General features: G+C 69.2%; 16 protein-coding genes. 9 read left to right on the top strand and 7 right to left on the bottom strand.

Translation table 11 applies throughout. The features are described 5' to 3' along the window. The first annotated feature begins 6 nt into the window (after positions 1 to 6). Complete coding sequence (locus tag ACWELJ_RS22245; RefSeq protein WP_452368049.1) at positions 7 to 1026, top strand: glycine betaine ABC transporter substrate-binding protein; 1020 nt, start codon at positions 7 to 9, stop codon at positions 1024 to 1026. A 196-nt stretch (positions 1027 to 1222) separates the two neighbouring features. Here the strand turns inward: ACWELJ_RS22245 and ACWELJ_RS22240 are convergent, their stop codons facing one another. Then, positions 1223 to 1849, bottom strand: coding sequence for a TetR/AcrR family transcriptional regulator (locus ACWELJ_RS22240; protein WP_452368048.1), 627 nt, complete (start codon positions 1847 to 1849; stop codon positions 1223 to 1225). A gap of 128 nt (positions 1850 to 1977) precedes the next feature. Here ACWELJ_RS22240 and ACWELJ_RS22235 point away from each other — a divergent pair, with 128 nt between their 5' ends. The 6 genes from ACWELJ_RS22235 to ACWELJ_RS22210 all read left to right on the top strand — a co-directional run bounded on the left by ACWELJ_RS22235 (position 1978) and on the right by ACWELJ_RS22210 (position 9462). After that, complete coding sequence (locus tag ACWELJ_RS22235) at positions 1978 to 3498, top strand: flavin-containing monooxygenase (RefSeq protein ID WP_452368047.1); 1521 nt, start codon at positions 1978 to 1980, stop codon at positions 3496 to 3498. A gap of 38 nt (positions 3499 to 3536) precedes the next feature. Beyond that, the gene (locus tag ACWELJ_RS22230; protein ID WP_452368046.1) at positions 3537 to 4367 is read left to right on the top strand and encodes an SDR family NAD(P)-dependent oxidoreductase; all 831 of its coding nucleotides are present in this window, start codon (positions 3537 to 3539) and stop codon (positions 4365 to 4367) included. A gap of 27 nt (positions 4368 to 4394) precedes the next feature. Beyond that, on the top strand, positions 4395 to 5309 hold the full coding sequence (locus tag ACWELJ_RS22225; protein ID WP_452368045.1) for an alpha/beta hydrolase: 915 nt from the start codon (positions 4395 to 4397) through the stop codon (positions 5307 to 5309). Between the two features lie 111 nt (positions 5310 to 5420). Next, positions 5421 to 7217 carry an AMP-dependent synthetase/ligase gene (locus ACWELJ_RS22220; protein WP_452368044.1) on the top strand — a complete coding sequence of 599 codons (1797 nt, stop codon included), beginning with the start codon at positions 5421 to 5423 and terminating at the stop codon, positions 7215 to 7217. Between the two features lie 205 nt (positions 7218 to 7422). Further along, entirely contained in the window at positions 7423 to 7854 is a 432-nt protein-coding gene (locus ACWELJ_RS22215) for a VOC family protein (RefSeq protein WP_452368043.1), read from the top strand. A gap of 66 nt (positions 7855 to 7920) precedes the next feature. Further along, complete coding sequence (locus ACWELJ_RS22210; protein ID WP_452368042.1) at positions 7921 to 9462, top strand: molybdopterin-dependent oxidoreductase; 1542 nt, start codon at positions 7921 to 7923, stop codon at positions 9460 to 9462. Positions 9463 to 9654: 192 nt separating this feature from the next. Here the strand turns inward: ACWELJ_RS22210 and ACWELJ_RS22205 are convergent, their stop codons facing one another. Continuing rightward, on the bottom strand, positions 9655 to 11151 hold the full coding sequence (locus ACWELJ_RS22205; protein WP_452368041.1) for a DHA2 family efflux MFS transporter permease subunit: 1497 nt from the start codon (positions 11149 to 11151) through the stop codon (positions 9655 to 9657). Positions 11152 to 11163: 12 nt separating this feature from the next. Further along, positions 11164 to 11820 carry a PadR family transcriptional regulator gene (locus ACWELJ_RS22200; RefSeq protein WP_452368040.1) on the bottom strand — a complete coding sequence of 219 codons (657 nt, stop codon included), beginning with the start codon at positions 11818 to 11820 and terminating at the stop codon, positions 11164 to 11166. 220 nt (positions 11821 to 12040) lie between these two features. On the opposite strand from ACWELJ_RS22200, the gene ACWELJ_RS22195 reads away from it, so the two are divergent. Then, positions 12041 to 12166, top strand: a complete 126-nt coding sequence (locus ACWELJ_RS22195) for a hypothetical protein (RefSeq protein WP_452368039.1) — start codon at positions 12041 to 12043, stop codon at positions 12164 to 12166. A gap of 195 nt (positions 12167 to 12361) precedes the next feature. On the opposite strand, the gene ACWELJ_RS22190 is transcribed toward ACWELJ_RS22195, so the two are convergent. Together ACWELJ_RS22190 and ACWELJ_RS22185 are read right to left on the bottom strand one after the other, a co-directional pair. Then, entirely contained in the window at positions 12362 to 16117 is a 3756-nt protein-coding gene (locus ACWELJ_RS22190) for a multifunctional oxoglutarate decarboxylase/oxoglutarate dehydrogenase thiamine pyrophosphate-binding subunit/dihydrolipoyllysine-residue succinyltransferase subunit (protein ID WP_452368038.1), read from the bottom strand. A 112-nt stretch (positions 16118 to 16229) separates the two neighbouring features. After that, the gene (locus ACWELJ_RS22185) at positions 16230 to 19976 is read right to left on the bottom strand and encodes an ABC transporter ATP-binding protein (protein ID WP_452368037.1); all 3747 of its coding nucleotides are present in this window, start codon (positions 19974 to 19976) and stop codon (positions 16230 to 16232) included. A 146-nt stretch (positions 19977 to 20122) separates the two neighbouring features. Here ACWELJ_RS22185 and ACWELJ_RS22180 point away from each other — a divergent pair, with 146 nt between their 5' ends. Continuing rightward, on the top strand, positions 20123 to 20656 hold the full coding sequence (locus tag ACWELJ_RS22180; RefSeq protein WP_452368036.1) for a VOC family protein: 534 nt from the start codon (positions 20123 to 20125) through the stop codon (positions 20654 to 20656). Positions 20657 to 20659: 3 nt separating this feature from the next. On the opposite strand, the gene ACWELJ_RS22175 is transcribed toward ACWELJ_RS22180, so the two are convergent. Further along, on the bottom strand, positions 20660 to 21448 hold the full coding sequence (locus tag ACWELJ_RS22175; protein WP_452368035.1) for a hypothetical protein: 789 nt from the start codon (positions 21446 to 21448) through the stop codon (positions 20660 to 20662). Positions 21449 to 21536: 88 nt separating this feature from the next. Continuing rightward, a partial coding sequence (locus ACWELJ_RS22170; protein ID WP_452368034.1) for an ATP-binding cassette domain-containing protein occupies positions 21537 to 22245 on the bottom strand: 709 nt, incomplete at its 5' end.

Here is a 22245-nt window from a genome sequence, read left to right as displayed (position 1 = left end):
TTGCGCGTGTCCGGCACAGACTCCCACCCCTCGCAGGCGCTCGGCCGTCGCGCCGCCCGCCGTCGTTCGATGCGTCGCGGGCGCACGTCCGGGACCGGATCCAACCGATTGGTTTGCGCGGTGCGAACACTGGGCCGGGGTGCGCTCGTCACCGCGGTCGCGGTGGCGGCGGTGGCCTGCGGCGGCAAGGACACCGGCTCGGTCGTGACGGTGGGAGCGGGGGATTCGCCCCAGTCCCGGATGATCGCCGAGCTGTACGCGGGCGCGCTGGCCCGCACCGGCCTGCACACCCGCGTCGCGGACCGCGTGGGTGCGCGCACCGAACTGCTCGCCGGCCTCGACTCCGGCGACCTCGCCCTGTTCGGCGACATCACCGGCGACATCCTCACCGCCCTCGATTCGACCGCCACCGTCACCACGCCGGAAGCGGTGAATGCGGCCCTCGCCAAGGCCCTTCCGCAGGGCGTGACCACCTCCGACCCCGCCGACGGCACCGACCTGCGCCCCGCCATCGTCGCCTCCGCCGCCCACCCCACCGCCCTCCCGTCCTCCCTGAAGGACCTGGGCCCCCGCTGCGACGGTTTGATCGTCGGCATCGACACCGGCGCCCCCCTCGACGCGCAGCGCGCCCCCCTCGACCCCGAACGCGATGTCCTGACCCCCCTGCAGTCGGTCTACCACTGCGCCATCACCCGATGGGTCACCTTCACCACCCCGGCCGACCTCCGAAAAGCCCTCTCCGAAGGCGAAATCCACCTGGGCGTCCTCCCCGGCCCCGCCTCCTTCCTCCCCGGCGACGGCGCCGATCTCACCGCACTCGCCGACCCCGACTACGCCTTCCGCGCCGCCATGGTCGCCCCGATCCTGCGCAAATCCGCCCTCACCGACCCTCAGCTGCGCAAACTCAATTACGTGGCAGGCGAACTCACCACCACCGAGCTCGCCGACATGATCCACCAGATCCGCGACCAGAACGCCATTCCCTCGTCCGTAGCCCGAACCTGGCTCGACGCGCACGCCCTCTGATCCGGGTTCGTCACCGCCGCCCTGTGCCACAAACCCTTTCGTTCGCTGACCGTGGATGGTTCGGGGGCGGCTTCCAACGGCGGTACGGAACCGGATCCGACGGTGAACTCACCTGACGACGATCATCTGGGCAATTGGCCTTGGCCCACAGGCACTTTCATGGAGCGGCTGTGCCCGCGATCGCGAAGATCTGCGCTCACTGCTGGAGGGCGGCGGCCAGGTCGGCGTTGAGGGCCAGGGCGGGGAGGGAGGTGACGAGCATGTCCACGAGGGATTCCCGGGGGATGGGTTCCTCGCGGAGCCAGGTGAGGGTGGTTTCCTCGACGAAGGCGATCCAGCCTCGGACGGCGAGGGCGAGGCGGGGACGGTCGGGGTCGTCGGCGGGGATGGGGGCTTCGGCGAGGATCCGGTTGACCAGGGCCATGCGGGTGGCGTTGACCAGGGCCACCAGTTCGGGGCTGGCGCTGGCGGGGCCGCGGAGCAGGGCGAGGTAGGAGGTGCGGTTCTCGGTGACGTAGCCGATGTAGCGCTCGATGGCGTCGTGCAGCATGTCGAACAGCGACAGGGTGGGGTCGGGGGTGGTGCGTTCGAGCAGTTCGGCATTGGCGCGGTTGACGATCGCCAGGTGGAAGTCGTGCTTGGTGGGGAAGTAGTGGAACAGCAGGCCGCGGGAGATGCCGGCCTGCGCGGCGATCTCGCCGATGGAGATGTCCTCGAGGGCGCGTTCGCGCAGCATGCGGGCACCGAGCGTGATCAACTGCTCGCGTCGTTCGCCGGGGCTGAGCCGCACGCGTTTGGCCCGGTTGTCCGGTCTGCTGCTCACGGCGCGCTCCTTGGTCGTTTCCGGCGGTGCTGACGAGGGTCGACGGTTACTGAACTCGAGTCAATAATATTGACCGTCGCTCAATAAGAGTATTGACTCCCACTCAATAAGACCATATTCTCGGGTACATGAGTCGCAAGGTTACAGACAAAGCTGTCGGCAACCGGCCCGCCCGGCACTCCCACGTGATCATCGTCGGCAGCGGGTTCTCGGGCCTGGGCCTGGCCATCCGGCTGAGCAAGCAGGGACGCACCGACTACCTCGTGCTGGAGCGCGGCAGCGATGTCGGCGGCACCTGGCGCGACAACACCTACCCGGGCGCGGCCTGCGACGTCCCCTCGCAGCTGTACTCGTACTCCTTCGCCACCAACCCGGAGTGGTCGCGCTCGTTCTCCAAGCAGCCGGAGATCCAGCGCTACATCCAGGGCGTCGCCGACAAGTACGGCGTGCGCGACAAGCACATCTTCGACTGCGAGATGACCGGCGCCCAGTGGAACGCCGCCGAGGCGCGCTGGGAGATCCAGACCAGCCAGGGCCCGTTCACCGCGGACATCCTGGTCTCCGCCGTCGGCGCGCTGTGCGAGCCGAACCTGCCGGACATCAAGGGCATCAACGACTTCCAGGGCGAGATCTTCCACTCCGCCCGCTGGAACCACGACTCCGACCTGACCGGCAAGCGCGTCGCCGTCATCGGCACCGGCGCCTCCGCCATCCAGATCGTCCCGAACATCGCCGCCCAGGTCGCGCACCTGGACGTCTACCAGCGCACCGCCCCCTGGCTGCTGCCCCGCGTCGACCGCGAGTACCTGGCCCCGGAGAAGTTCGCGCTCAAGCACATTCCCGCGCTGCGCGGCCTCTACCGCGCCGGCATCTACGCCGCCCGCGAGACCCAGGTGGTCGGCCTGGCCAAGTTCCCGCCCGCCATGCTCGCCCTCGAGACCGTGGCCCGCGCCAAGCTGTTCGCCGAGGTCCGCGATCCGGAGCTGCGCCGCAAGGTCACCCCGAACTTCCGCATCGGCTGCAAGCGCATGCTGATCTCCAACGAGTACTACCCGGCCCTGAGCCGCGACAACGTGGACGTCGTCACCGACGGCATCCAGGAGATCCGCCCCAACGCCATCGTCACCAAGGACGGCGTCGAGCGTGAGGTCGACGCGATCATCGTGGCCACCGGCTTCCACGTCACCGACTCCCCGGTCTACGACACCGTCTCCGGGCGCGACGGCCGCACGCTCTCCGAGGTCTTCGACGCCATCGGCCAGCAGGGCTACAAGGGTTCGGCGATCAACAACTACCCCAACATGTTCTTCATGCTCGGCCCGAACGTGGGCCTGGGCCACACCTCGATGGTGTTCATGCTGGAGTCGCAGATCAACTACATCTCCGACGCCATCGCCCAGTTCGACAACCTGCGCCTGCGCACCGTCGAGGTCCGCAAGGACATCCAGGACGAATACAACGCGGGTCTGCAGCGCAAGCTGGAGGGCGCGGTGTGGAGCACCGGCGGCTGCGCCTCCTGGTACCTGGACAAGCACGGCAACAACACCACACTGTGGCCGGACTTCACCTTCCGGTTCCGTAGTCTGCTCGAGCACTTCGACGTCGCGGCCTACGAGACCACCAGTCAGCCTGTCGCACAGGCCGTCTAGTCACACCACCACTCCTCACCCAACCGAAAGCGGTAACCGTGAGCAACGATGCTTACTTCAAGGACAAGGTCTGCGTGATCACCGGTGCGGGTTCCGGTATCGGCCGCGCGCTGGCGGAGAACCTGGCCAGGCGCGGCGCGCACCTGGCGCTGTCCGACATCGACACCGAGGGCCTCGCCGAAACCGTGCGGCGCTGTGAGAAGTTCGGCGTGAAGATCAAGTCCGATCGCCTGAACGTGGCCGAGCGCGAAGCCGTGCTGCTCTACGCCGACGAGGTGAAGAAGCACTTCGGCAAGGTCAACCAGATCTACAACAACGCCGGCATCGCCCACCACGGCAATGTCACCGACACCGCGTTCAAGGACATCGAACGCATCATGGATGTCGACTTCTGGGGCGTCGTCAACGGCACCAAGGCGTTCCTGCCGTACCTGATCGAATCCGGTGACGGCCACGTGGTGAACGTGTCCAGCCTCTTCGGCCTGATCGCGGTCCCCGGCCAGAGCGCCTACAACTCGGCCAAGTTCGCGGTCCGCGGCTTCACCGAGGCGCTGCGCCAGGAAATGCTGATGAGCGGCACCCCGGTCCAGGTCACCTGCGTGCACCCCGGCGGCATCAAGACCGCCGTCGCCCGCAACGCCACCGTCTCCGAGGGCCTGGATCAGAAGAACCTGGCCAGCCTCTTCGACAGCAAGCTCGCCCTGCACACCCCGGAGATGGCCGCGCAGACCATCACCGAGGCGGTCCGCAAGGGCCACGGCCGCGTGCTGATCGGCTGGGAGGCCAAGGCCCTCGACCTGTTCGTGCGCACCACGGCTTCGTACTACCAGCGGATCTCCGCGGTGGTGCAGAAGCGGTTCCTGCCGTAATACCGCGATTCTGAAGGACATTCGGTCATGCCCGATGTGACACTGCCGTTGCCCGTCGTCCGAGCCGTGCTGAACCCGGTCTTCCGGGTCATGCTCCATCACCGGCTCCCGTTCGGTGTCCAGCGGGCACTGATGGATTGGGGTTCGGTGGCGCAACGCGCGCCGCGCGGCACCCATGTCGAGCACGTCCGCCTCGGTGGCCGCCCGACCGAGCGCGTCTCGGTCGGGCCGGTCTCCGACAGCGCCACCGTGCTGTACCTGCACGGCGGCGGCTACACCGTCGGCTCGCCGGTCACCCACCGCTCGCTGGCGGCCTACCTGTCCCGCGAAACCGGTTGCGCGGTGCAGGTTCCCGACTACCGGCTGGCCCCCGAGCACCCGTTCCCGGCGGCGCTCGAGGACGCCGAGGCCGCGTTCCTGGAACTGGTGGCCGCCGGTCTCCGGCCGGAACGCATTGCGGTGGCCGGTGATTCTGCCGGTGGCGGGCTGTCGCTGGCGCTGGCCGAGCGGCTGCGCGACCGGCACGGCCTGACCCCGGCCGCGCTGGGCCTGATCGCGCCGTGGACCGACCCGAACGAGGTCCCCACCCGCAGCCGCGATCTGGTCATCAACAAGCCGTGGTCGCGGGCCTGCGCCGCGGCCTACCTGGGTGGCGGCGACGGCGCCGACACCGGGTACGCGCCACTACTGGGCGAACTGCGCGGTCTGCCGCCCACCTACGTCCAGGCCGACAAGGCCGAATTGCTGCACGACCAGTGCACGCGGCTGGTGGCGCAGCTGCGGGCGGCGGGAGTGCCGACCGAGTTCACCGAGACCGAGGGTCTCTGGCATGTCGCCCAGTTGCAGGCCGCTCTGGCGGCGCCGGCCGCCGCGGTCACCGTCGAACTCGGGCAATTCCTGCGCCAGGCGCTTCGACCGGCGCAAACTCGGTCAATAGGATAGAGACGAATCACAGCGCGCGGCCGCCCGGGAACAGGTTCGGGCGGTCCGCGGAGAGTTATCTGTGAGCGTGGCGTAAATTACCCGCCAGTAAACCTCTGTGGAAGGGCAGCGATGCGAGAGTTCGAAGTCCCGGCTACCTACACCATTCCGGAGAACGCCAACATGTCGGACGGCGCGTTCCGGCATGCTGAGAAGACCCCCGACCTGGTGGTCTTCAACACCCCGAATGGCAAGGGCGGCTGGAACGACGTCACGGCGGCGGCGTTCGCGAAGACCGTGACCGACGTGGCCAAGGGACTGGTGGCCTCCGGTATCGAGCTCGGCGACCGCGTCGCCATCATGGCTCAGACCAGCTACGAGTGGGTCGTGCTGGACTTCGCCATCTGGGCGGCCGGCGGCTGCACCGTCGCGATCTACGACTCCTCCTCCGCCGAGCAGGCGCGCTGGATCCTGGAGGACTCCGCCACCAAGCTCACCGTCGTCCAGAACGACAAGCACCGCGCCACCATCGCCGAGATCGAGGCCGGGCTCGACAGCCTGCGCGAGGTGCTGCAGCTCGACAAGGGCGCGATCGCCGAACTCACCGCGCGCGGCGCCGAACTCGACGACGCCGTGGTGCACGAGCGCCGCGCCCAGGTGAAGGCCGCCTCCCCGGCGACCCTCATCTACACCTCCGGCACCACCGGCCGGCCCAAGGGCGTCATGCTCTCGCACGCCAACCTGTACGCGGAGTCGGCGGCCGACCGCTCGGCCATGAGCGAGTTCCTGAAGCCCGGCCGCAAGTCGCTGCTGTTCCTGCCGCTGGCCCACGTCTTCGCCCGCGCGGTCGCGCTGGCCGCCTTCGACGCCGGCGTCACCGTGGCCCACACCGCCGACTGGTCCACCCTGGTCGAGCAGTTCGGCCAGTACAAGCCGAACTTCATCCTCTCGGTGCCGCGCGTGTTCGAGAAGGTGTTCAACGGCGCCAAGCAGAAGGCGCACGACGGCGGCAAGGGCAAGATCTTCGACTACGCCACCGAGATCGCCATCCAGTTCAGCCAGGCCCAGCAGGACGGCAAGCCGAGCCTGGTGCTCAAGGCCCAGCACCTGCTGTTCGACAAGCTGGTCTACTCCAAGCTGCGCGAGGCCATGGGCGGCCAGTGCGAGTCCGCGGTCTCCGGCGGCGGCCCGCTGGGCGCGCGCCTGGGCCACTACTTCCGCGGCGCCGGCGTCACCATCTACGAGGGCTACGGCCTGACCGAGTCCACCGCGGCCGTCAGCGTCAACACCCCCAAGCACATCAAGGTCGGCTCGGTCGGCCGTCCGCTGCCCGGCCACGGCGCCAAGGTCGCCGACGACGGCGAGCTGCTGATCCGCGGCCCGGTCGTGTTCGGCGGCTACTGGAACAACCCGGAGGCCAGCGCCGACGCGTTCGACGCCGACGGCTGGTTCAAGACCGGCGACCTGGGCGCCATCGACGAGCGGGGCTTCATCGCGATCACCGGTCGCAAGAAGGAAATCCTGGTCACCGCGGGCGGCAAGAACGTCTCCCCGGCCATGCTCGAGGACTCGCTGCGGCAGAACGCGCTGATCAGCCAGGTCATGGTGGTTGGCGACGGACAGCCCTTCATCGGCGCCCTGGTCACCCTCGACCCGGAGGCCCTGCCGGCGTGGAAGGCGCGCAACGGGATTCCCGCCGACACCCCGATCGAGCACGTCATCGAGAACCCGGCCCTGGTCGGCGAGATCAATGACGCGGTCGCGGCCACCAACAAGCTGGTCTCGCACGCCGAGGCGATCAAGAAGGTGCGCATCCTGCCGGTCGACTGGACCCAGGAGGGCGGCGAGCTCACCCCGAAGCTGTCGCTGAAGCGGGCCGTCGTCATGAAGCAGTACGCGGCCGACGTGGACGCGATCTACAACTCCTGACCGGAGTCGGAGGCACAGCCTCCGGATGAACGTGGTTGGGGCGCGCGGGATTTCCCGCGCGCCCCATTCGCATTTCCGGGTGACGCACCGAATTCTTCGCGCATTCACCGAAATTTCCCGGCCACGACCGATGATTTCCGGGCGGCCCCCGCGTCCAATCTCTCGGGTGCCGCGGCGCCCGCCACACCCGACCGAGGAGGAACCCATGCCCGCACTGAACCCGTACCTGGTCTTCAACGGCAATGCCGAAGAGGCGATCACCTTCTACCAGTCCGTCTTCGGCGGCGAGGCCACCATCGTCCGCTTCGGTGACATGGGCGGCGACACCCCGGGCGACCTGCCCCCGGAGATCGCGAACCGGGTCGCCAACGCGCAGCTGCCGTTGAGCGCCACCAATATCCTCATGGTGTCGGACACCCCGCCCGGCAACGACATCGACAACTCCAACCCCGGCTTCGCCGTGCAGATCGAGGCGGAGTCCGCGGCCGAGGCCGAGCGCCTGTACAACGAGTTCGCCCCCGGCGGCACCGTCACCATGCCGCTCGGCAAGGTCGAGTGGGCCGAGGCGTTCGCCATGGTCACCGACAAGTTCTCGGTGCCGTGGATGATCAACTACACCGGTTCCGCCACCCTGTGACGACGTCACCGGATCGTCATTTCTGACCCGGGTTCGCGGGCCGGTTCCCGCAGTAGGGTCGGTTTCGTGGCCGATCGGGAAGTTCGAATCGCCGGCGGCATCGTCGCGGGCCTGGTCACGCTCGGCGTGGCCGAAGCGGTGTCGGTGCTGATCAGTCCCGACAGCACCCCCTTGCAGGCCGTCGGGGCGTGGGTCGTGGACCATACGCCGGACGGGTTCCGGGAATGGGTGATCGGGCTGGTCGGCACCAACGACAAGACGCTGCTGTTCGTGTCGATGGGCGTGGCGGCCGTCCTGCTGGCGGCCGTCGCCGGACTCGCCGAGCGGGCCCGGCGGCCCTGGGGATCGATCCTGTTCGGGATCTTCGGACTGCTGGCGCTGCTGGCCGCGGTCGGACGTCCCGCCGCCGCCTGGACCTGGGCGATCCCGGCACTGCTCGGCACCGGCGCGGGAATCCTGGTGCTGCGCAGCCTGATTCGCCGACTCGGCGAGTCCGCCGAACACGCCGCCGAGACACCCGCCGCGGACGAACAGTCCACCCAACGGCGGGACGTGATGCGCTGGCTCGCCATCACCGGCGCGGTCGCGGTCGCCGGAGGTGTGGCCGGACGGATCATCGGGCTGCGCTCGCGGGACGTGTCCGCCGAGCGGGCCGACGTGGAGCTGCCGACGCCGACCAGCACCGAGCCGCCGATCGACCCGGGCGCGGACCTGAGACTGCCGGGCCTCACGCCCTACCTCACCTCGAATTCCAGCTTCTACCGCATCGACACCGCGCTGACCGTCCCGCAGGTCAGCAAGGACGACTGGTCCCTGCGCATCCATGGCATGGTCGATCGCGAGATCCGGCTGAACTACGCCGATCTCGCCGCCCGCACCCCCATCGAACGGCTGGTCACCCTCACCTGCGTCTCCAACCCGGTCGGCGGCGAGCTGATCGGCAACGCCCGCTGGCTCGGCTACCGGCTCGACGAGTTGATCGCGCAGGCCGGGCCGCATCCGGACGCCGATATGGTGCTCTCCCGCAGCATCGACGGCTTCACCGCGGGTAGCCCCCTGGCCGTGCTCACCGACGGCCGCGACGCCCTGCTGGCGGTCGGCATGAACGGTGAACCGCTGCCCACCGCGCACGGCTATCCGGCCCGGCTGGTGGTGCCGGGCCTGTACGGCTACGTGTCGGCCACCAAGTGGGTGACCGAACTCGAGATCACCAGATTCGATCGCGCGGAAGCGTTCTGGACCAAACGCGGCTGGTCGGCGTACGGCCCCATCAAGACCGAATGCCGCATCGACACCCCGCGCGGCCGCACCCTCGCACCCGGCAAGGTCACCATCGCGGGGGTGGCGTGGGCGCAGCATCGCGGCATCCGCGGCGTGGAAGTCCGTATCGACCAAGGGGACTGGCAGCCCGCGCGCCTGGCGACCGCCCCGTCCATCGACACCTGGGTGCAGTGGGCCTTCGACTGGGACGCGCCCGCGGGCGGCGGCGTGCACACCGTCTGGGCGCGCGCCACCGACGGCACGGGGGAGACCCAGACCGATCGACAGGCCGACGTCGTACCGGACGGCGCGACCGGATACCCCTCGCTGACAATGCGAATCGGCTGACGAACACGCCGGTCGTGCGCGGGCGACCGTTCCGAACGGCTATCGTGCCCTCGGACACGGTCCAGGATCGCAGGGCTCATCGGGCTGCTGCTCCGACGCGATCGGCGGCGTCCGGAAACGACTGCCCGCCGGGCGGAAACGACGCTGCCCGCCGGGAATCCCCGGCGGGCAGCGGTTTTCGAGCGATCGGGATCAGTGCGCCCCGATATCGGCCTTCGCCATATCGTCGGCCTGACCGCCGCCCTGCTTGCCGAAGCCGATGAACATCGCCGAGGCGACGACACCGATCAGCAGGATCGCGGCGGGCAGGTACATGGACTGGCTGAGCGCGGTGCTGAGCTTCTCCAGGATCGGATCCCGCACCGCCGCGGGCAGATCGCTCAGGCTCTTGCCGCCCGCGCCCTCGCCGATCGGACCGCTGCGCAGGCCCTGCGCCGAGATCCGCGCCGACAGCAGCGCGCTGATCGCCGCCGAACCGAGCACCGAACCCACCTGGCGGGTGGTGTTGTAGACGCCCGCGCCCGCACCGGCCTGCTGCACCGGCAGGTTGTGGGTGGCGGTGGAGGCCACCGGCGCCCAGATGCAGGCATTGGCGATACCGGCGAAGGCGCCGACGATCATGAACAGCGGCAGCGAGCCATCCGGCTTCATCAGCGTGGCGAAACCGAACAGGGTGGCCGCGAACATCGCGAACCCGATGGTCGGGATGACCCGCGGCGCGACCTTGTCCGAGATCTTGCCGATGATCGGCGCGAACACGCCGGTCAGGATGGCCATCGGGGCGAAGATCAACGCCGAGCGGGTCGGCGACAGCTCGTGCACCTGCTGCAGGTAGAAGTAGGCGGGCACGAACACACTGGTCACCGCCGCGCCCATGGCCGCGATGGCCACATTGGACAGCGCGAAGTTGCGGTCCTGGAACAGGCTCAGCGGCACCAGCGGCTCACCGGTATTGCGGGCCTGGTTGACCACGAACAGCGCCAGCACCACCAGACCGGCGGCGATCATGGCCCAGATCTTGGCGTCCCAGTCGTGGGTGTTGCCCTCCTGGATGCCGAACACCAGCAGGAACATGCCGATGCCCGACAGCGCCACGCCGACCAGGTCGAACTTGTGCTCGTGCGTGGGCAGCGACGGGACCAGCCAGAACGCCAGCGCGAAGGCGATGATGCCGATCGGCACGTTCACGTAGAAGATCCACTGCCAGCCCTGCCAGTCCACCAGCACGCCGCCCAGGATCGGGCCGACCAGGGTGGCCAGGCCGGCCACGCCGCCCCACAGGCCCATGGCCGCGCCGCGCTTGTCCGGCAGGAAGGTGCGGGTGATGACGGCCATGGTCTGCGGCGTCATCAGCGCCGCGCCCAGGCCCTGCACGGCGCGGGCCGCGATCAGCATGTCGATGCTGGTCGACTCGGCGCACCAGAGCGAGGCGAGGGTGAACACGACCAGGCCGCCGAGGTAGATGTTCTTGGGGCCGAAGCGATCCCCGAGCCGGCCGGTGACCAGCAGCGGCACCGCGTAGGCCAGCAGGTAGGCGGAGGTCACCCAGATGACCTGGGAGACATCGGCGTTCAGGTCCTTCATGATCGCCGGATTGGCCACCGCGACGATGGTCATGTCCAGCAGGATCATGAAGAACCCGACGACCAGCGCGTATAGCGCGAGCCACGGATTACGTTGAGTGGACATGGATTCGGGTTCCTATCCCTGGGAGTGGGTTCTGGTGTCGACGCGCCGGCCGCATTCGGTGTCGAAGGTTTCCCATTCGAGTTCGCCGCTGCGGAGCTCGTCCATGAGTCCGCGCAGCCAGGTGACTTCGGCGGTGCTGTGCGCGCGTATGTAGTCGACCCGCATCCAGTAACGGCGCGGGACATCGGAGGCGGCGGCCAGGTCGCGGAGCGTGGTGAGCTCGGCGACCCGCGCCTCGATCGAGGCGACGCGTTCGCGGAGGGCATCGATGACCTCGTCCACGGGCAAATTGTGCGCTTCGGCCAATCCGGTCACGAACGCCGGGTACTCGTGCACCGGTTCCCGTAGCAGGTCCCGGACTCGGTCCCGCAGCGCCGCGTGCCCGGCCGCGCGAATGCGATAGGTGGTCCGTTCCGGCCGGTTACCGGCCCGATCGGTGCTCTCCGCCGCGATCAGTTCCTGCTCGGTCAGCCGCGCCACGGTGTGATACAGCGACCCCGGCTTGATCTTGGTGAACTGATCCTCATGGCGGCTCAAGAGCAGCTGATACATCTCGTACGGGTGCATGGGACGTTCCTCCAGCAGTGCGAGAACCAGCAGCGCCATCGGCGTGAGCGCTGGAGCCGACTGCTTCTTGATCACCACGACCTCCGTTTCGAGTGACGTCATCGCCGCCACCCCCATCCTCCGTACCAAATATTCCACGTGGAATATACGACGCCGAACACCCGCCCACAACCCCTCCTGGACGGCCGACTCGCCAGTGTGTGTGACCCCGATCACCGAACGTTGAAATGCCTTGTCGCAGACCAATTCCCAGCGCGCCCCAACCGAATCCGACCAGTACCATCAACTTTCGTCGGGGGACTAGCAGAAAGAGGTACCCACCATGTCGGACCAGGAATCCACGACCCAGGACACCGCCGCCGCAGGCGTCGCCGCGATGATGGCCGCCTGGGACATCAAGGGCACCGCCGATTCCACCGCGGAGCAGTCGGATTCGGCGAGCGAGTAGCCCATCCGGGTACCGCACCCCGAACAGTATCGACCGCATCGGAAGCTGGTTCCGGAGGAACGGGCGACCGTCGTCGAGCTGCCCATCGAGATCACCATCGACTGGAATCGGCTCGGCGTGCTGACCCGATAGCCGCCGCGAACGGCGCGGGGCCGGATCTCGTGAGAGATCCGGCCCCGCACTGGGATTCGGTGACTAGGCGGTCGGGGAGAACGCCTCGTCGATGATTTCCTGCTGCTCCACGGCGTGCACCTTGGACGAACCCGAGGACGGGGCCGACATGGCGCGACGCGAGATGCGGCGCAGCTTGCCGAAGCGGGCCGGGAGGATCTCCGGGAGGTTGAGGCCGAAGAAGGGCCAGGCGCCCTGGTTGGCCGGTTCCTCCTGGACCCACGCCAGATCGGAGGCGTTGGGGTACTGCTCCAGGGCCTCGTTGAGGCGGAACTTCGGGATCGGGTACAGCTGCTCGACGCGCACGATCGCCACGTCTTCGCGGTTGTGCTTGTTCTTCTCCGCCACCAGCTCGTAGTAGATCTTGCCGGAGGTGAGCAGCACCCGCTTGACCTTGGCGCGGTCGCCGTTGCCCGACTCGTAGGTCGGCTCCTCGAGGATGGTGCGGAACTTGTTGTCCGTGAAGTCCTCGACCTCGGACACCACGGCCTTGTTGCGCAGCATGGACTTCGGGGTGAAGACCACCAGCGGGCGGCGGATGCCGTCCAGGGCGTGGCGGCGCAGCAGGTGGAAGTAGTTCGACGGGGTGGACGGAACCGCCACCGTCATCGAACCCTCGGCGCACAGCTGCAGGAAGCGCTCGATACGACCCGAGGTGTGGTCGGGACCCTGACCCTCGTGACCGTGCGGCAGCAGCAGCACGACCTCGGAGAGCTGACCCCACTTGGCCTCACCGGAGGAGATGAACTCGTCGATGATGGACTGCGCGCCGTTGACGAAGTCACCGAACTGCGCCTCCCACAGGACGAGCGCGTCCGGGTTGCCCAGCGAGTAGCCGTACTCGAAGCCGACCGCCGCGTACTCCGACAGCGCCGAGTCGTGCACCGCGAACCAGCCCGGGTTCTTCGACCCGATGTTGTGCAGCGGGGTGTACTCGTCACCGGTCTTGCGGTCGATGATCACCGAGTGCCGCTGCGAGAAGGTGCCGCGGCGCGAGTCCTGACCGGTCAGGCGCACCGCCTTGCCCTCGTCGATGAGCGTGCCGAAGGCCAGCAGCTCGGCCATGGCCCAGTCGACCTTGCCCTCGTAGGCCATCTCGCGGCGCTTCTCCATCACCGGCTTGACGCGCGGGTGCACGGTGAAGCCCTCCGGCGGGTTCACGAACGCGTCGCCGATGCGCTGCAGCACCGTCTTGTCCACGGAGGTGACAAGGTTCGGCGGCAGCTGCTGCTCGTCCTCGACCGACTCCGAGGCCTCCGGCGGGAACTTCTCCAGCTCGCGCACCTCGTTGAAGATCCGCTCCAGCTGACCCTGGTAGTCACGCAGGGCGTCTTCGGCTTCCTTCATGGAGATGTCGCCACGGCCGATCAGCGACTCGGTGTACGCCTTGCGGACCGAACGCTTGGTGTCGATCACGTCGTACATGCCCGGCTGGGTCATCGACGGGTCGTCGCCCTCGTTGTGGCCGCGGCGGCGGTAGCAGATCAGGTCGATCACGACGTCGCGCTGGAACTTCTGCCGGTAGTCGACGGCCAGCTTGGCCACCCACACACAGGCTTCCGGGTCGTCGCCGTTCACGTGGAAGATCGGGGCGCCGATGAACTTCGCGATGTCGGTGGAGTATTCGGTGGACCGCGAGTACTCCGGCGCGGTGGTGAAGCCGATCTGGTTGTTCACCACGATGTGCACGGTGCCGCCGGTGCGGTAGCCGCGCAGGCCCGACAGGTTCAGGGTCTCGGCCACGACGCCCTGGCCGGCGAAGGCCGCGTCACCGTGCAGCATCAGCGGCACGACCGAGAACGACCGCGCCTCTTCACCCTTGGTGACGATGTCTTCCTTGGTGAGCAGGTCCTGCTTGGCGCGGACCAGACCCTCCAGCACCGGGTCGACGGCCTCGAGGTGCGAGGGGTTCGCGGTCAGCGACACCTCGATCTCGTTGTCGCCGAACATCTGCAGGTAGGTGCCGCGCGCGCCCAGGTGGTACTTCACGTCGCCGGAGCCGTGGGTGGCGGCCGGGTTCATGTTGCCCTCGAACTCGGTGAAGATCTTCGAGTAGGGCTTGCCGACGATATTGGCCAGCACGTTCAGGCGGCCGCGGTGCGGCATGCCGATGACGACCTCGTCGAGGGCGTACTCGGCGCACTGGTCGATGACGGCGTCCATCATCGGGATGACCGACTCGGCGCCCTCCAGCGAGAAGCGCTTCTGGCCCACGTACTTGGTCTGCAGGAAGGTCTCGAACGCCTCGGCCGCGTTGAGCCGGGACATGATGTACTTCTGCTCGGCGACCGTCGGCTTCGCGTGCTTCTGCTCCACGCGTTCCTGAATCCACTTGAGCTGCTCGGGATCCAGGATGTGGGTGTACTCCACACCCACGTGGCGGGCGTAGGCGTCGCGCAGGATGGACAGCACGTCGCGCAGCTTCATGCGCTCCTGGCCGTGGAAGCCCGCGACATTGAACTCGCGGTCCAGGTCCCACAGGGTCAGGCCGTGCTGGGTGACATCCAGGTCGGGGTGCGAGCGGAACTTGTCCTTCACCAGCCGCAGCGGATCGGTGTCGGCCATCAGGTGGCCGCGGCTGCGGTAGGCGTTGATCATCTCCTGGACGCGGGTCGACTTGTCGATGCCGCGTTCCTGAATGTCCTTGCGCCAGCGCACCGGCTCGTAGGGGACACCCATGCCGTGGAAGATCTCGTCGTAGAACTCGTCGGAGATCAGCAGGTTGTGGATGGTCCGCAGGAAGTCGCCGGACTCCGCGCCCTGGATGACGCGGTGGTCGTAGGTCGAGGTCAGGGTCATCAGCTTGCCGATGCCCATCTCGGCCAGCTGGCCGTCGCTCATGCCCTGGAACTCGGCCGGGTACTCCATGGCGCCCGCGCCGACGATCGCGCCCTGCCCCTGCATCAGACGCGGCACCGAGTGGTTGGTGCCGATGGTGCCCGGGTTGGTCAGCGAGATGGTGATGCCGGCGAAGTCGTCGGTGGTGAGCTTGCCGTCGCGCGCACGCCGGACGATGTCCTCGTAGGCGTTGTGGAACTGCGCGAACGTCATGGTCTCGGTGTTCTTGATGGCCGCGACCGCGAGCGAACGGCTGCCGTCCTTGGCCTTGAGGTCGATGGCCAGACCGAGATTGGTGTGCGCCGGGGTCACCGAGTTGGGCTTCCCGTCGACCTCGGCGAAGTGCCGGTTCATGTTCGGGAAGGCCTTGATGGCCTGCACGATCGCGTAACCCAGCAGGTGGGTGAACGAGATCTTCCCACCGCGGGTACGGGCGAGGTGGTTGTTGATGACCAGACGGTTGTCGATCATCAGTTTGGCCGGAATGGCACGCACCGAGGTGGCGGTGGGGATCGCCAGCGAGGCCGACATGTTCTTCACGATGGCGGCGGCGGGCCCGCGCAGCACCTTGGTCTCGTCCTCGGCGGCGGGCTTCGGACCGCCGGAGGTCGGGGCCGCGTTCGAGGTGGGCGCGGGGGTGGTCTGGGGGGCTCGAACCTGAGCCGGAACCGGGGCCGGGGCAGGCGCTGCGGCGACCGGAGCGGGAGCGGGGGTGGCAACCGGGGTGGTATTCACGGCGGGGGCCGGAGCGATGGCGGCGGCCGCCTGGCTGTTGTTACCAATCTCGGCAGTGTTCTCCGGCGTGTAGTCCGCCAGGAACTCGTGCCAGCTCTCATCGACGGACGAGGGGTCTTGCTTGTACTTCTGGTACATCTCGTCGACAAGCCACTGGTTCTGTCCGAACTGGTCTGTTGAGCTGCTCACAGCAGGTGTTCGCCTCATTTCGTTCTTCGCGCTGCGACGTTTGTGACGTGCCCGGCACGGGTAATCGGCGGATGCGCGCCGATGCGCCCCCACTGAGGATATGCCCACCCCACTTCGCCGTCGGTCCTGGCTACCACCGAGCGGACGCATTCTCTTGTGACGACTCGTCCTCGCTCGAGAATATTCCCTCCGTCGCCCGCGCCGCAGCCCACAAGCGGGAGTACGCGCCGTCGGCCGCGAGGAGTTCGTCGTGTGACCCGATTTCGCTGATCCGGCCCTGCTCCACGACCGCGATCCGATCGGCCTGGGCGGCCGTCGCGAGCCGGTGCGCCACGATGATCGAGGTCCGGCCCCGCGTCACCGATTCGCTCGCGACCAGCACCGATGCCTCGGCGGCCGGATCCAGCACGGCGGTGGCCTCATCGAGCAGCAGCAGGTCGGGCCGGACCAGTTCGGCGCGGGCCAGGGCGATGAGCTGGCGCTGACCGGCCGACAGCCCGCGCCCGCGCTCCCCGACCGGTTGCGACATGCCCCGGGGCAGCGCCGCGATGGTGTCCAGCGCGCCGACCGCGGCGGCCGCCGCCTCGATTTCGACGCGACTCGCAAATGGTTTGCCAAATGCAATGTTGCTCGCGATGTCGCCGGTGAAGAGGTGAGCTTCCTGCGGCACCACGCCGAGCCGGGAACGGAAGTCGGCGAGGCGGTAGTCGCGAATATCCACGCCGTCCACCCGAATTTCGCCGTGACTGCCCGGATCACGGCGCTTGTCATGCTGTTTCGCTATGGAGATCGCCCTCGCGGCGTCGGCGGCTTCGTGATTCCCGTCACCGGACACCGGTTCTCGCGGCATGTCGTAGAGCCGGGCCAGCAACTTCACGATGGTCGACTTGCCCGCGCCGGTCGCACCCACCAGCGCGAGGCTGCCGCCCGCCGGAATGCGGAGGCTCACGCTCTCGAGGGCGGGCCGGATCGCGCCCGGGTACTGGAAGCGCACGTCGTCGAAGACCACCTCGCCGCGCAGCCGCCCGTCGATCGGGGCCGCGTCGGCGGGATCGGGGGCGATCGAGGACGGGGTGCGCAGCAGTTCCCCGATCCGCCGCAACCCGACGCGGGCCTGCTGGTACCCGTCGAAGAGCTGCGACAACTGCATGATCGGCCCGAACAGCAGCTGCAGGTACAGCACGAACGCGACCAGGGTGCCCGCGGTGGTGGTCCCGTGCGCGACCGCCCAGGCGCCGGTGAACACCACCGCGGCCAGCGCCAGATCCGCCCACATGCCGACGAAGGCGAAGAAGGTGGCGATGGCCCGCTGCGCCCGCATCCGGCTGACCCGGTAGTCGTCGGAGTATCCGGCGAAACGCCGCTCGGAGATCGCCTCGTGCCGGTTGGCCTGCACCACCCGCAGCCCGGCGACGTTCTCGGCGAAGTCGGCGTTCACGGTCGCCGAATGCTCCCGCGAGGCGCTGTAGGCGGCGTCGGAGACCTTGCGGAACTTCCAGCTGGCCAGCAGCAGCGCCGGCACCGTCACGAACACCACCAGGGCCAGGCCCGGGTCGATGACCGTGAGCGCCACCGCGATTCCGCCGACGGTCAGCAGCGCGACCAGTGCGTCCGGCAGGCCGGTCTGCATGAACGTCGACAGCGCGTCGATGTCGGTGGTCATCCGGGTCATGATGCGGCCGGACAGTTCCCGCTCGTAGAAGTCCAGGCCGAGCCGCTGCAGATGTGCGTAACTGCGCACCCGCAACCCGAACAGCACCCGCTCCCCGGCCCGGTTGCTCCACAGCAGCGCGGTCGCCGCGACCAGCCACCCGGCCACGACCAGGACGACGCCGATGACGGTGGCCCGCACCAGCGCGGCGCCGTCGTGCCGTCCGACGCCCGCGTCCACCGCGTACCGCACCACCGACGGGAAGCCCACGCCGACAAGCGCGTTCAGTGCCAGCAGGATCATGGTTCCCGCGACCAGCCACTTCACCAGTCCCAGCGCGTGACTGAGCCGGAACCCCGGGTCGGGCTCCCGCAACGAGTCCGAGTCCAGCCCGGGCTCCTCCAGCGCGGGCGGCAGCTTGCCCAGCACCCGCCGCACTTCCTCGGGCGTATCCCGATCCGGCTGCGCGCCCGCCCCGGTCCCGAGTTCGAGATCGGAGGCCGCGGCCGCAGCGTCGACGGGCGCGAATTCCGGTGCGGGCAGCCGGATCACCCGATCGGCGTGGGACAACGTCGATTCGCGGTGGGCCAGGATCAGTGTGGTCCGGCCGGAATCGGTGGGCAGGGACGCGAAGATCGCGGCCTCGGTGACCGCGTCGACCGCGGAGGTGGCGTCGTCGAGGATCAGGACGCGGGGATCGGCGAGCAGGGCGCGGGCCAGGGCGATGCGCTGGCGCTGACCGCCGGACAGGGTCAGGCCGCGTTCGCCGACCACGGTGTCGTAGCCGTCGGCGAGGGCATTGATGAAGTCGTCGGCCGCGGCCTGTTTCGCGGCCGCGTGGATCTCGGCCTCGGTGGCCTCCGGGCGGCCCAGGGCGATATTGGCGGCGATGGTGTCCGAGAGCAGGAACGCCTCGTCGAACACCACGCCCACCGCGGCGCGCAGCTCGGCCGCGCGCAGGTCGGCGACATCGGCGCGGGAATCGGTGCCGTACAGGCTGATCCGGCCCGAGTCGGGGGAGTAGAAGCGCGGCAGCAGCAGGCTCAGCGTGGACTTGCCCGAGCCCGCCGGGCCGATGATCGCCACCGTCTCCCCGGGCCTGATGTCGAGGCTGAAGTCGCGCAGCACCGGCCGGTCCGGATCGAAACCGAAAGTGACACCGTCGATTTCGACGCCCAGCGGCCCGTCGGGCACCGGTACCGGATGCTCGGGGTCGACGCGGTCGGGCGCGCTGTCGATGACCTGGTGCACGCGTTCGGCCGCGGCCCTCGTCAACTGCGCCATCACCACCACGTACGACACGATCCGGGTGGAGTTGGTCATGGTGGCCACATAGGCGACGAAGGCCAGGAAGGTGCCGAGCCCGATGCTGCCCTGGAAGGCGAGCAGCCCGCCCGCCGCGATCACCGCGACCAGCCCGGCCTGCGGAATCGACCCCAGGGTGGGGCTGAAGCGGGCGTCGATGCGGGCCGCGCGCATGCGTTCGGCGTACAGCTCGCGCCCGTGGCCCTCCAGCAGGTCGACCATGCGGGCCTCCTGCCCGAAGCCCTTCACCACGCGCACACCGGTGACGGTCTCCTCGACATGCTGGGCCAGATCGGCGGCGCGCTGCTGCGCGGACCAGGTGGCCGCGTACAGGCGCGGCCGCACCCGGTAGACCACGAACGCCAGCACCGGCACCACCAGCAGCGCGGCCAGCGCCAGCGGCGGCGAGAGCCACAGCATCACGCCGGCCGCGAGCACGAACTGCAGCGCCGCCACCGAGGACCAGGGCGCCATCGACAACAGACCCTGCACCAGGGTGAGATCGCTGATCGAGCGGGAGATGACCTGGCCGGTGCGCAGCTCGTCCTGCCCGGGCCCGTCCAGGCGCTGCAGCGCGGCCAGCAGATCCACCCGCAGTTCGTGCTGGACGTCGAGGGCGAGCCGCCCGGCCAGCATGCGGCGGCCGAAGGAGGCCAGGAAGCGCCCCGCGGCGAGCGCGCCCAGCGCGATCGCCAGGCCCGCGATGATGCCGGTATCGCCCGCCGTCGCGCCGTCGAGGGCGCGCTTGGCCAGCAGCGGCCCGGTCACCTCGACCACCGCGCCGAGCACGATCGCCACCGCCAGCCCGGCCAGCATCCACGGGTGCCCCACGCACCTGTCCCACAGCCGCCGCAGCCAGCCGCGGCCCGTCGTGTCACCGGCCCCGGTCACCATCGCCTCGCCCACATCACTCGAACTCATCGCGGAGAACAACGACCGTCCCACCCCCTGTTTGTTCCCGTCCCTCCACCAGTGTGGCCGGGACGCCGCCTTGTGTCTCTCGTCCCGGCGTGATCCGCTGAACTTCGCACCCCCGCGTCCGGTCTCGTCGAAACGGAGTTCCCGCCATGCCGATTCAGCGCCTCAATCACGCTGTCCTGTTCGTCTCCGATGTGGAGCGCTCGGTCGCGTTCTACAGCGAGGTGCTCGGCTTCCGCCGCCTGCCCGGCGGCTTCCCGGGCGGGGCGTTCCTGCAGGCCGAGGGGTCGGCCAACGACCACGACCTGGGCCTGTTCCAGTCCCCGGACCCGTCGGTCCGGCACCGCACCGGCCGGGTCGGGCTCTACCACCTGGCCTGGGAGGTGGACACGCTCCGCGAACTGCAGCGGGTGCGCGACGCCCTGATCGCGGCGGGCGCGCTCACGGGCGCGTCGGATCACGCCTCCACCAAGGCCCTCTACGCCGCCGATCCCGACGGCATCGAATTCGAGGTCTGCTGGCTGGTTCCCGACTCCGCGGTGGAGGCCGAACTGGCGGCCATGACCGCGCCGAGCCTGCCGCTGGACCTGCCGGGGCTGATCGCCGAATACGGCGCCGACACCCCGGGCGGCCCGCGCACCGATCACGCGGTCTGGCAGCGGGTGTTCGCCGATCGGGACTGAGCGTCAGATGTCGCGGCGGGTGTAGAACCACCAGCCCGCCGCGCCCGCGGCCGCGCTCCACAGCACCAGCATCGCCATGGCCGCCGGGGTGGGCGCGATGAGCGCGTTCTCGGCATATCGTCCGCCGCTGATCGCCCCGACCGTCGAGGACACCGGCAGGATGGCCGCCAGCCCGCCGAATCCGATGGCGCGCGCGGTGATCCAGATCAGCGGTTCCAGCACCGCCCAGCCCAGCACCGCCAGCAGCGCCTGGGTCGGCGAGCGCAGCACGAATCCCACCGCGGTCCCGATCACCGCCCAGCACACCGCCGCCAGCGCCACCCCGATCAGCACCCCGAAGAAGCCGCCGTCCATGGGCACCCGAGAGCCGCCCGCCAGCCGCATGGCGGCCCCGCCGAGCACCTCCATGGCGACCACGGTGGCGAGCGAGAACGCCCCCGCCACCGCGAGTTTCGCGCTCAGCTGCAGGGTCCGGTCGGGTGTGAACAGCGAGCTCATCGCCACGCCCCCGTTCCCGAACTCCGAGCCCGCGCCGAACGCCCCGAAGGCGGCGGCCGCGGCCACGGTCAGCACCACTACCCAGGCGGTCAGCATGGCCGTCCACCCGGACCCGGAGCTGAATCCCTGCGCGTTCTCGCTCCCGGGCTGGAACCCGATGCCCAGCGCCACGAACGCCGCCACGCCCGCCGCGACGACCCCGCCGCCGATCACCCGGTTCAGCCGCACCGAAGTCACCTTCCGCACTTCGGAATTCGCGGCTCGGGCCACCGCCGGCGGCACAGTGAACTTCATCGAGCGTCCTTTCGTGAAGCGTCCCCGGCCGGGCCACCGGTCGCCGGCGCCGCCGCCCGATCGCGAATGCCGATGTGGCACACCGATTTCACCGATACGCTCCGGGGGCGGCCGGGCCGGGATAGGCGGGGGCGATGGGTCCGGTGTGGGTGAGGGCGGCCAGCACCTGGTCGGGGTGGATGTGCTCGGGCGTGACCTCGGTGAGCTGGACCCGGGCGGCGGAGGCGGCCGATTCCAGTTGCGAGAGTGAGGCTTCCGCGATGGCGAGGCGTCCGTCCGGCCGCATGACCGCGTCGGTGATGCCCCGCGCGGCCAGCGAGGTGGCCAGCGCGATCGGGCTGGAGGCCTTGACCAGCAGCCGGTCCGGGTGGCTGCGGCGCAGCCGGGCGGGACTGCCCTGGTAGGCGATGCGGCCGCGGTCCATGACGATGAGCTCGTCGGCGATGGGCAGCACGGTGCTCAGCGTGCGCGAGGTGAGCAGCACGGTGCCGCCGCGGCGGGCGTGGCCGCGCAGATGGTCGTTGAGCCAGGCGGTTTCGCCGATATCGAGTCCGGTGGCCGGATCGTCGAGCACCAGCAGCGGGGGTTCGCCGAGCAGGGCGACGGCCAGCGCCAGCCGGGTCCGCATGCCCTCGGTGAGCGTGCCGATCCGCGCGTCGGCGGCGTCGAGGAGCCGGACCAGCCGCAGCAGTTCCTCGGCCCGTTCGTCGGAGACGCCGGCGGCCGCGGCGTACACGCGCAGCTGGGCGAACACCCGCCGCGCCGGGTCCAGCCCGCGTGGGGTGAGCATCGCGCCG

This window comes from Nocardia sp. NPDC004582, from assembly GCF_053602115.1.
This window is presented reverse-complemented; position numbering and strand designations above follow the sequence as displayed.

Bases quoted from the DNA above. Each gene is read 5' to 3' on its own strand.
- ACWELJ_RS22235 (WP_452368047.1), top strand. From the start codon at position 1,978: ATGAGTCGCAAGGTTACAGACAAAGCTGTCGGCAACCGGCCCGCCCGG.
- ACWELJ_RS22225 (WP_452368045.1), top strand. From the start codon at position 4,395: ATGCCCGATGTGACACTGCCGTTGCCCGTCGTCCGAGCCGTGCTGAAC.
- ACWELJ_RS22220 (WP_452368044.1), top strand. From the start codon at position 5,421: ATGCGAGAGTTCGAAGTCCCGGCTACCTACACCATTCCGGAGAACGCC.
- ACWELJ_RS22215 (WP_452368043.1), top strand. From the start codon at position 7,423: ATGCCCGCACTGAACCCGTACCTGGTCTTCAACGGCAATGCCGAAGAG.
- ACWELJ_RS22205 (WP_452368041.1), bottom strand. From the start codon at position 11,151: ATGTCCACTCAACGTAATCCGTGGCTCGCGCTATACGCGCTGGTCGTC.
- ACWELJ_RS22200 (WP_452368040.1), bottom strand. From the start codon at position 11,820: ATGACGTCACTCGAAACGGAGGTCGTGGTGATCAAGAAGCAGTCGGCT.
- ACWELJ_RS22195 (WP_452368039.1), top strand. From the start codon at position 12,041: ATGTCGGACCAGGAATCCACGACCCAGGACACCGCCGCCGCAGGCGTC.
- ACWELJ_RS22190 (WP_452368038.1), bottom strand. From the start codon at position 16,117: ATGAGGCGAACACCTGCTGTGAGCAGCTCAACAGACCAGTTCGGACAG.
- ACWELJ_RS22185 (WP_452368037.1), bottom strand. From the start codon at position 19,976: ATGAGTTCGAGTGATGTGGGCGAGGCGATGGTGACCGGGGCCGGTGAC.
- ACWELJ_RS22180 (WP_452368036.1), top strand. From the start codon at position 20,123: ATGCCGATTCAGCGCCTCAATCACGCTGTCCTGTTCGTCTCCGATGTG.
- ACWELJ_RS22175 (WP_452368035.1), bottom strand. From the start codon at position 21,448: ATGAAGTTCACTGTGCCGCCGGCGGTGGCCCGAGCCGCGAATTCCGAA.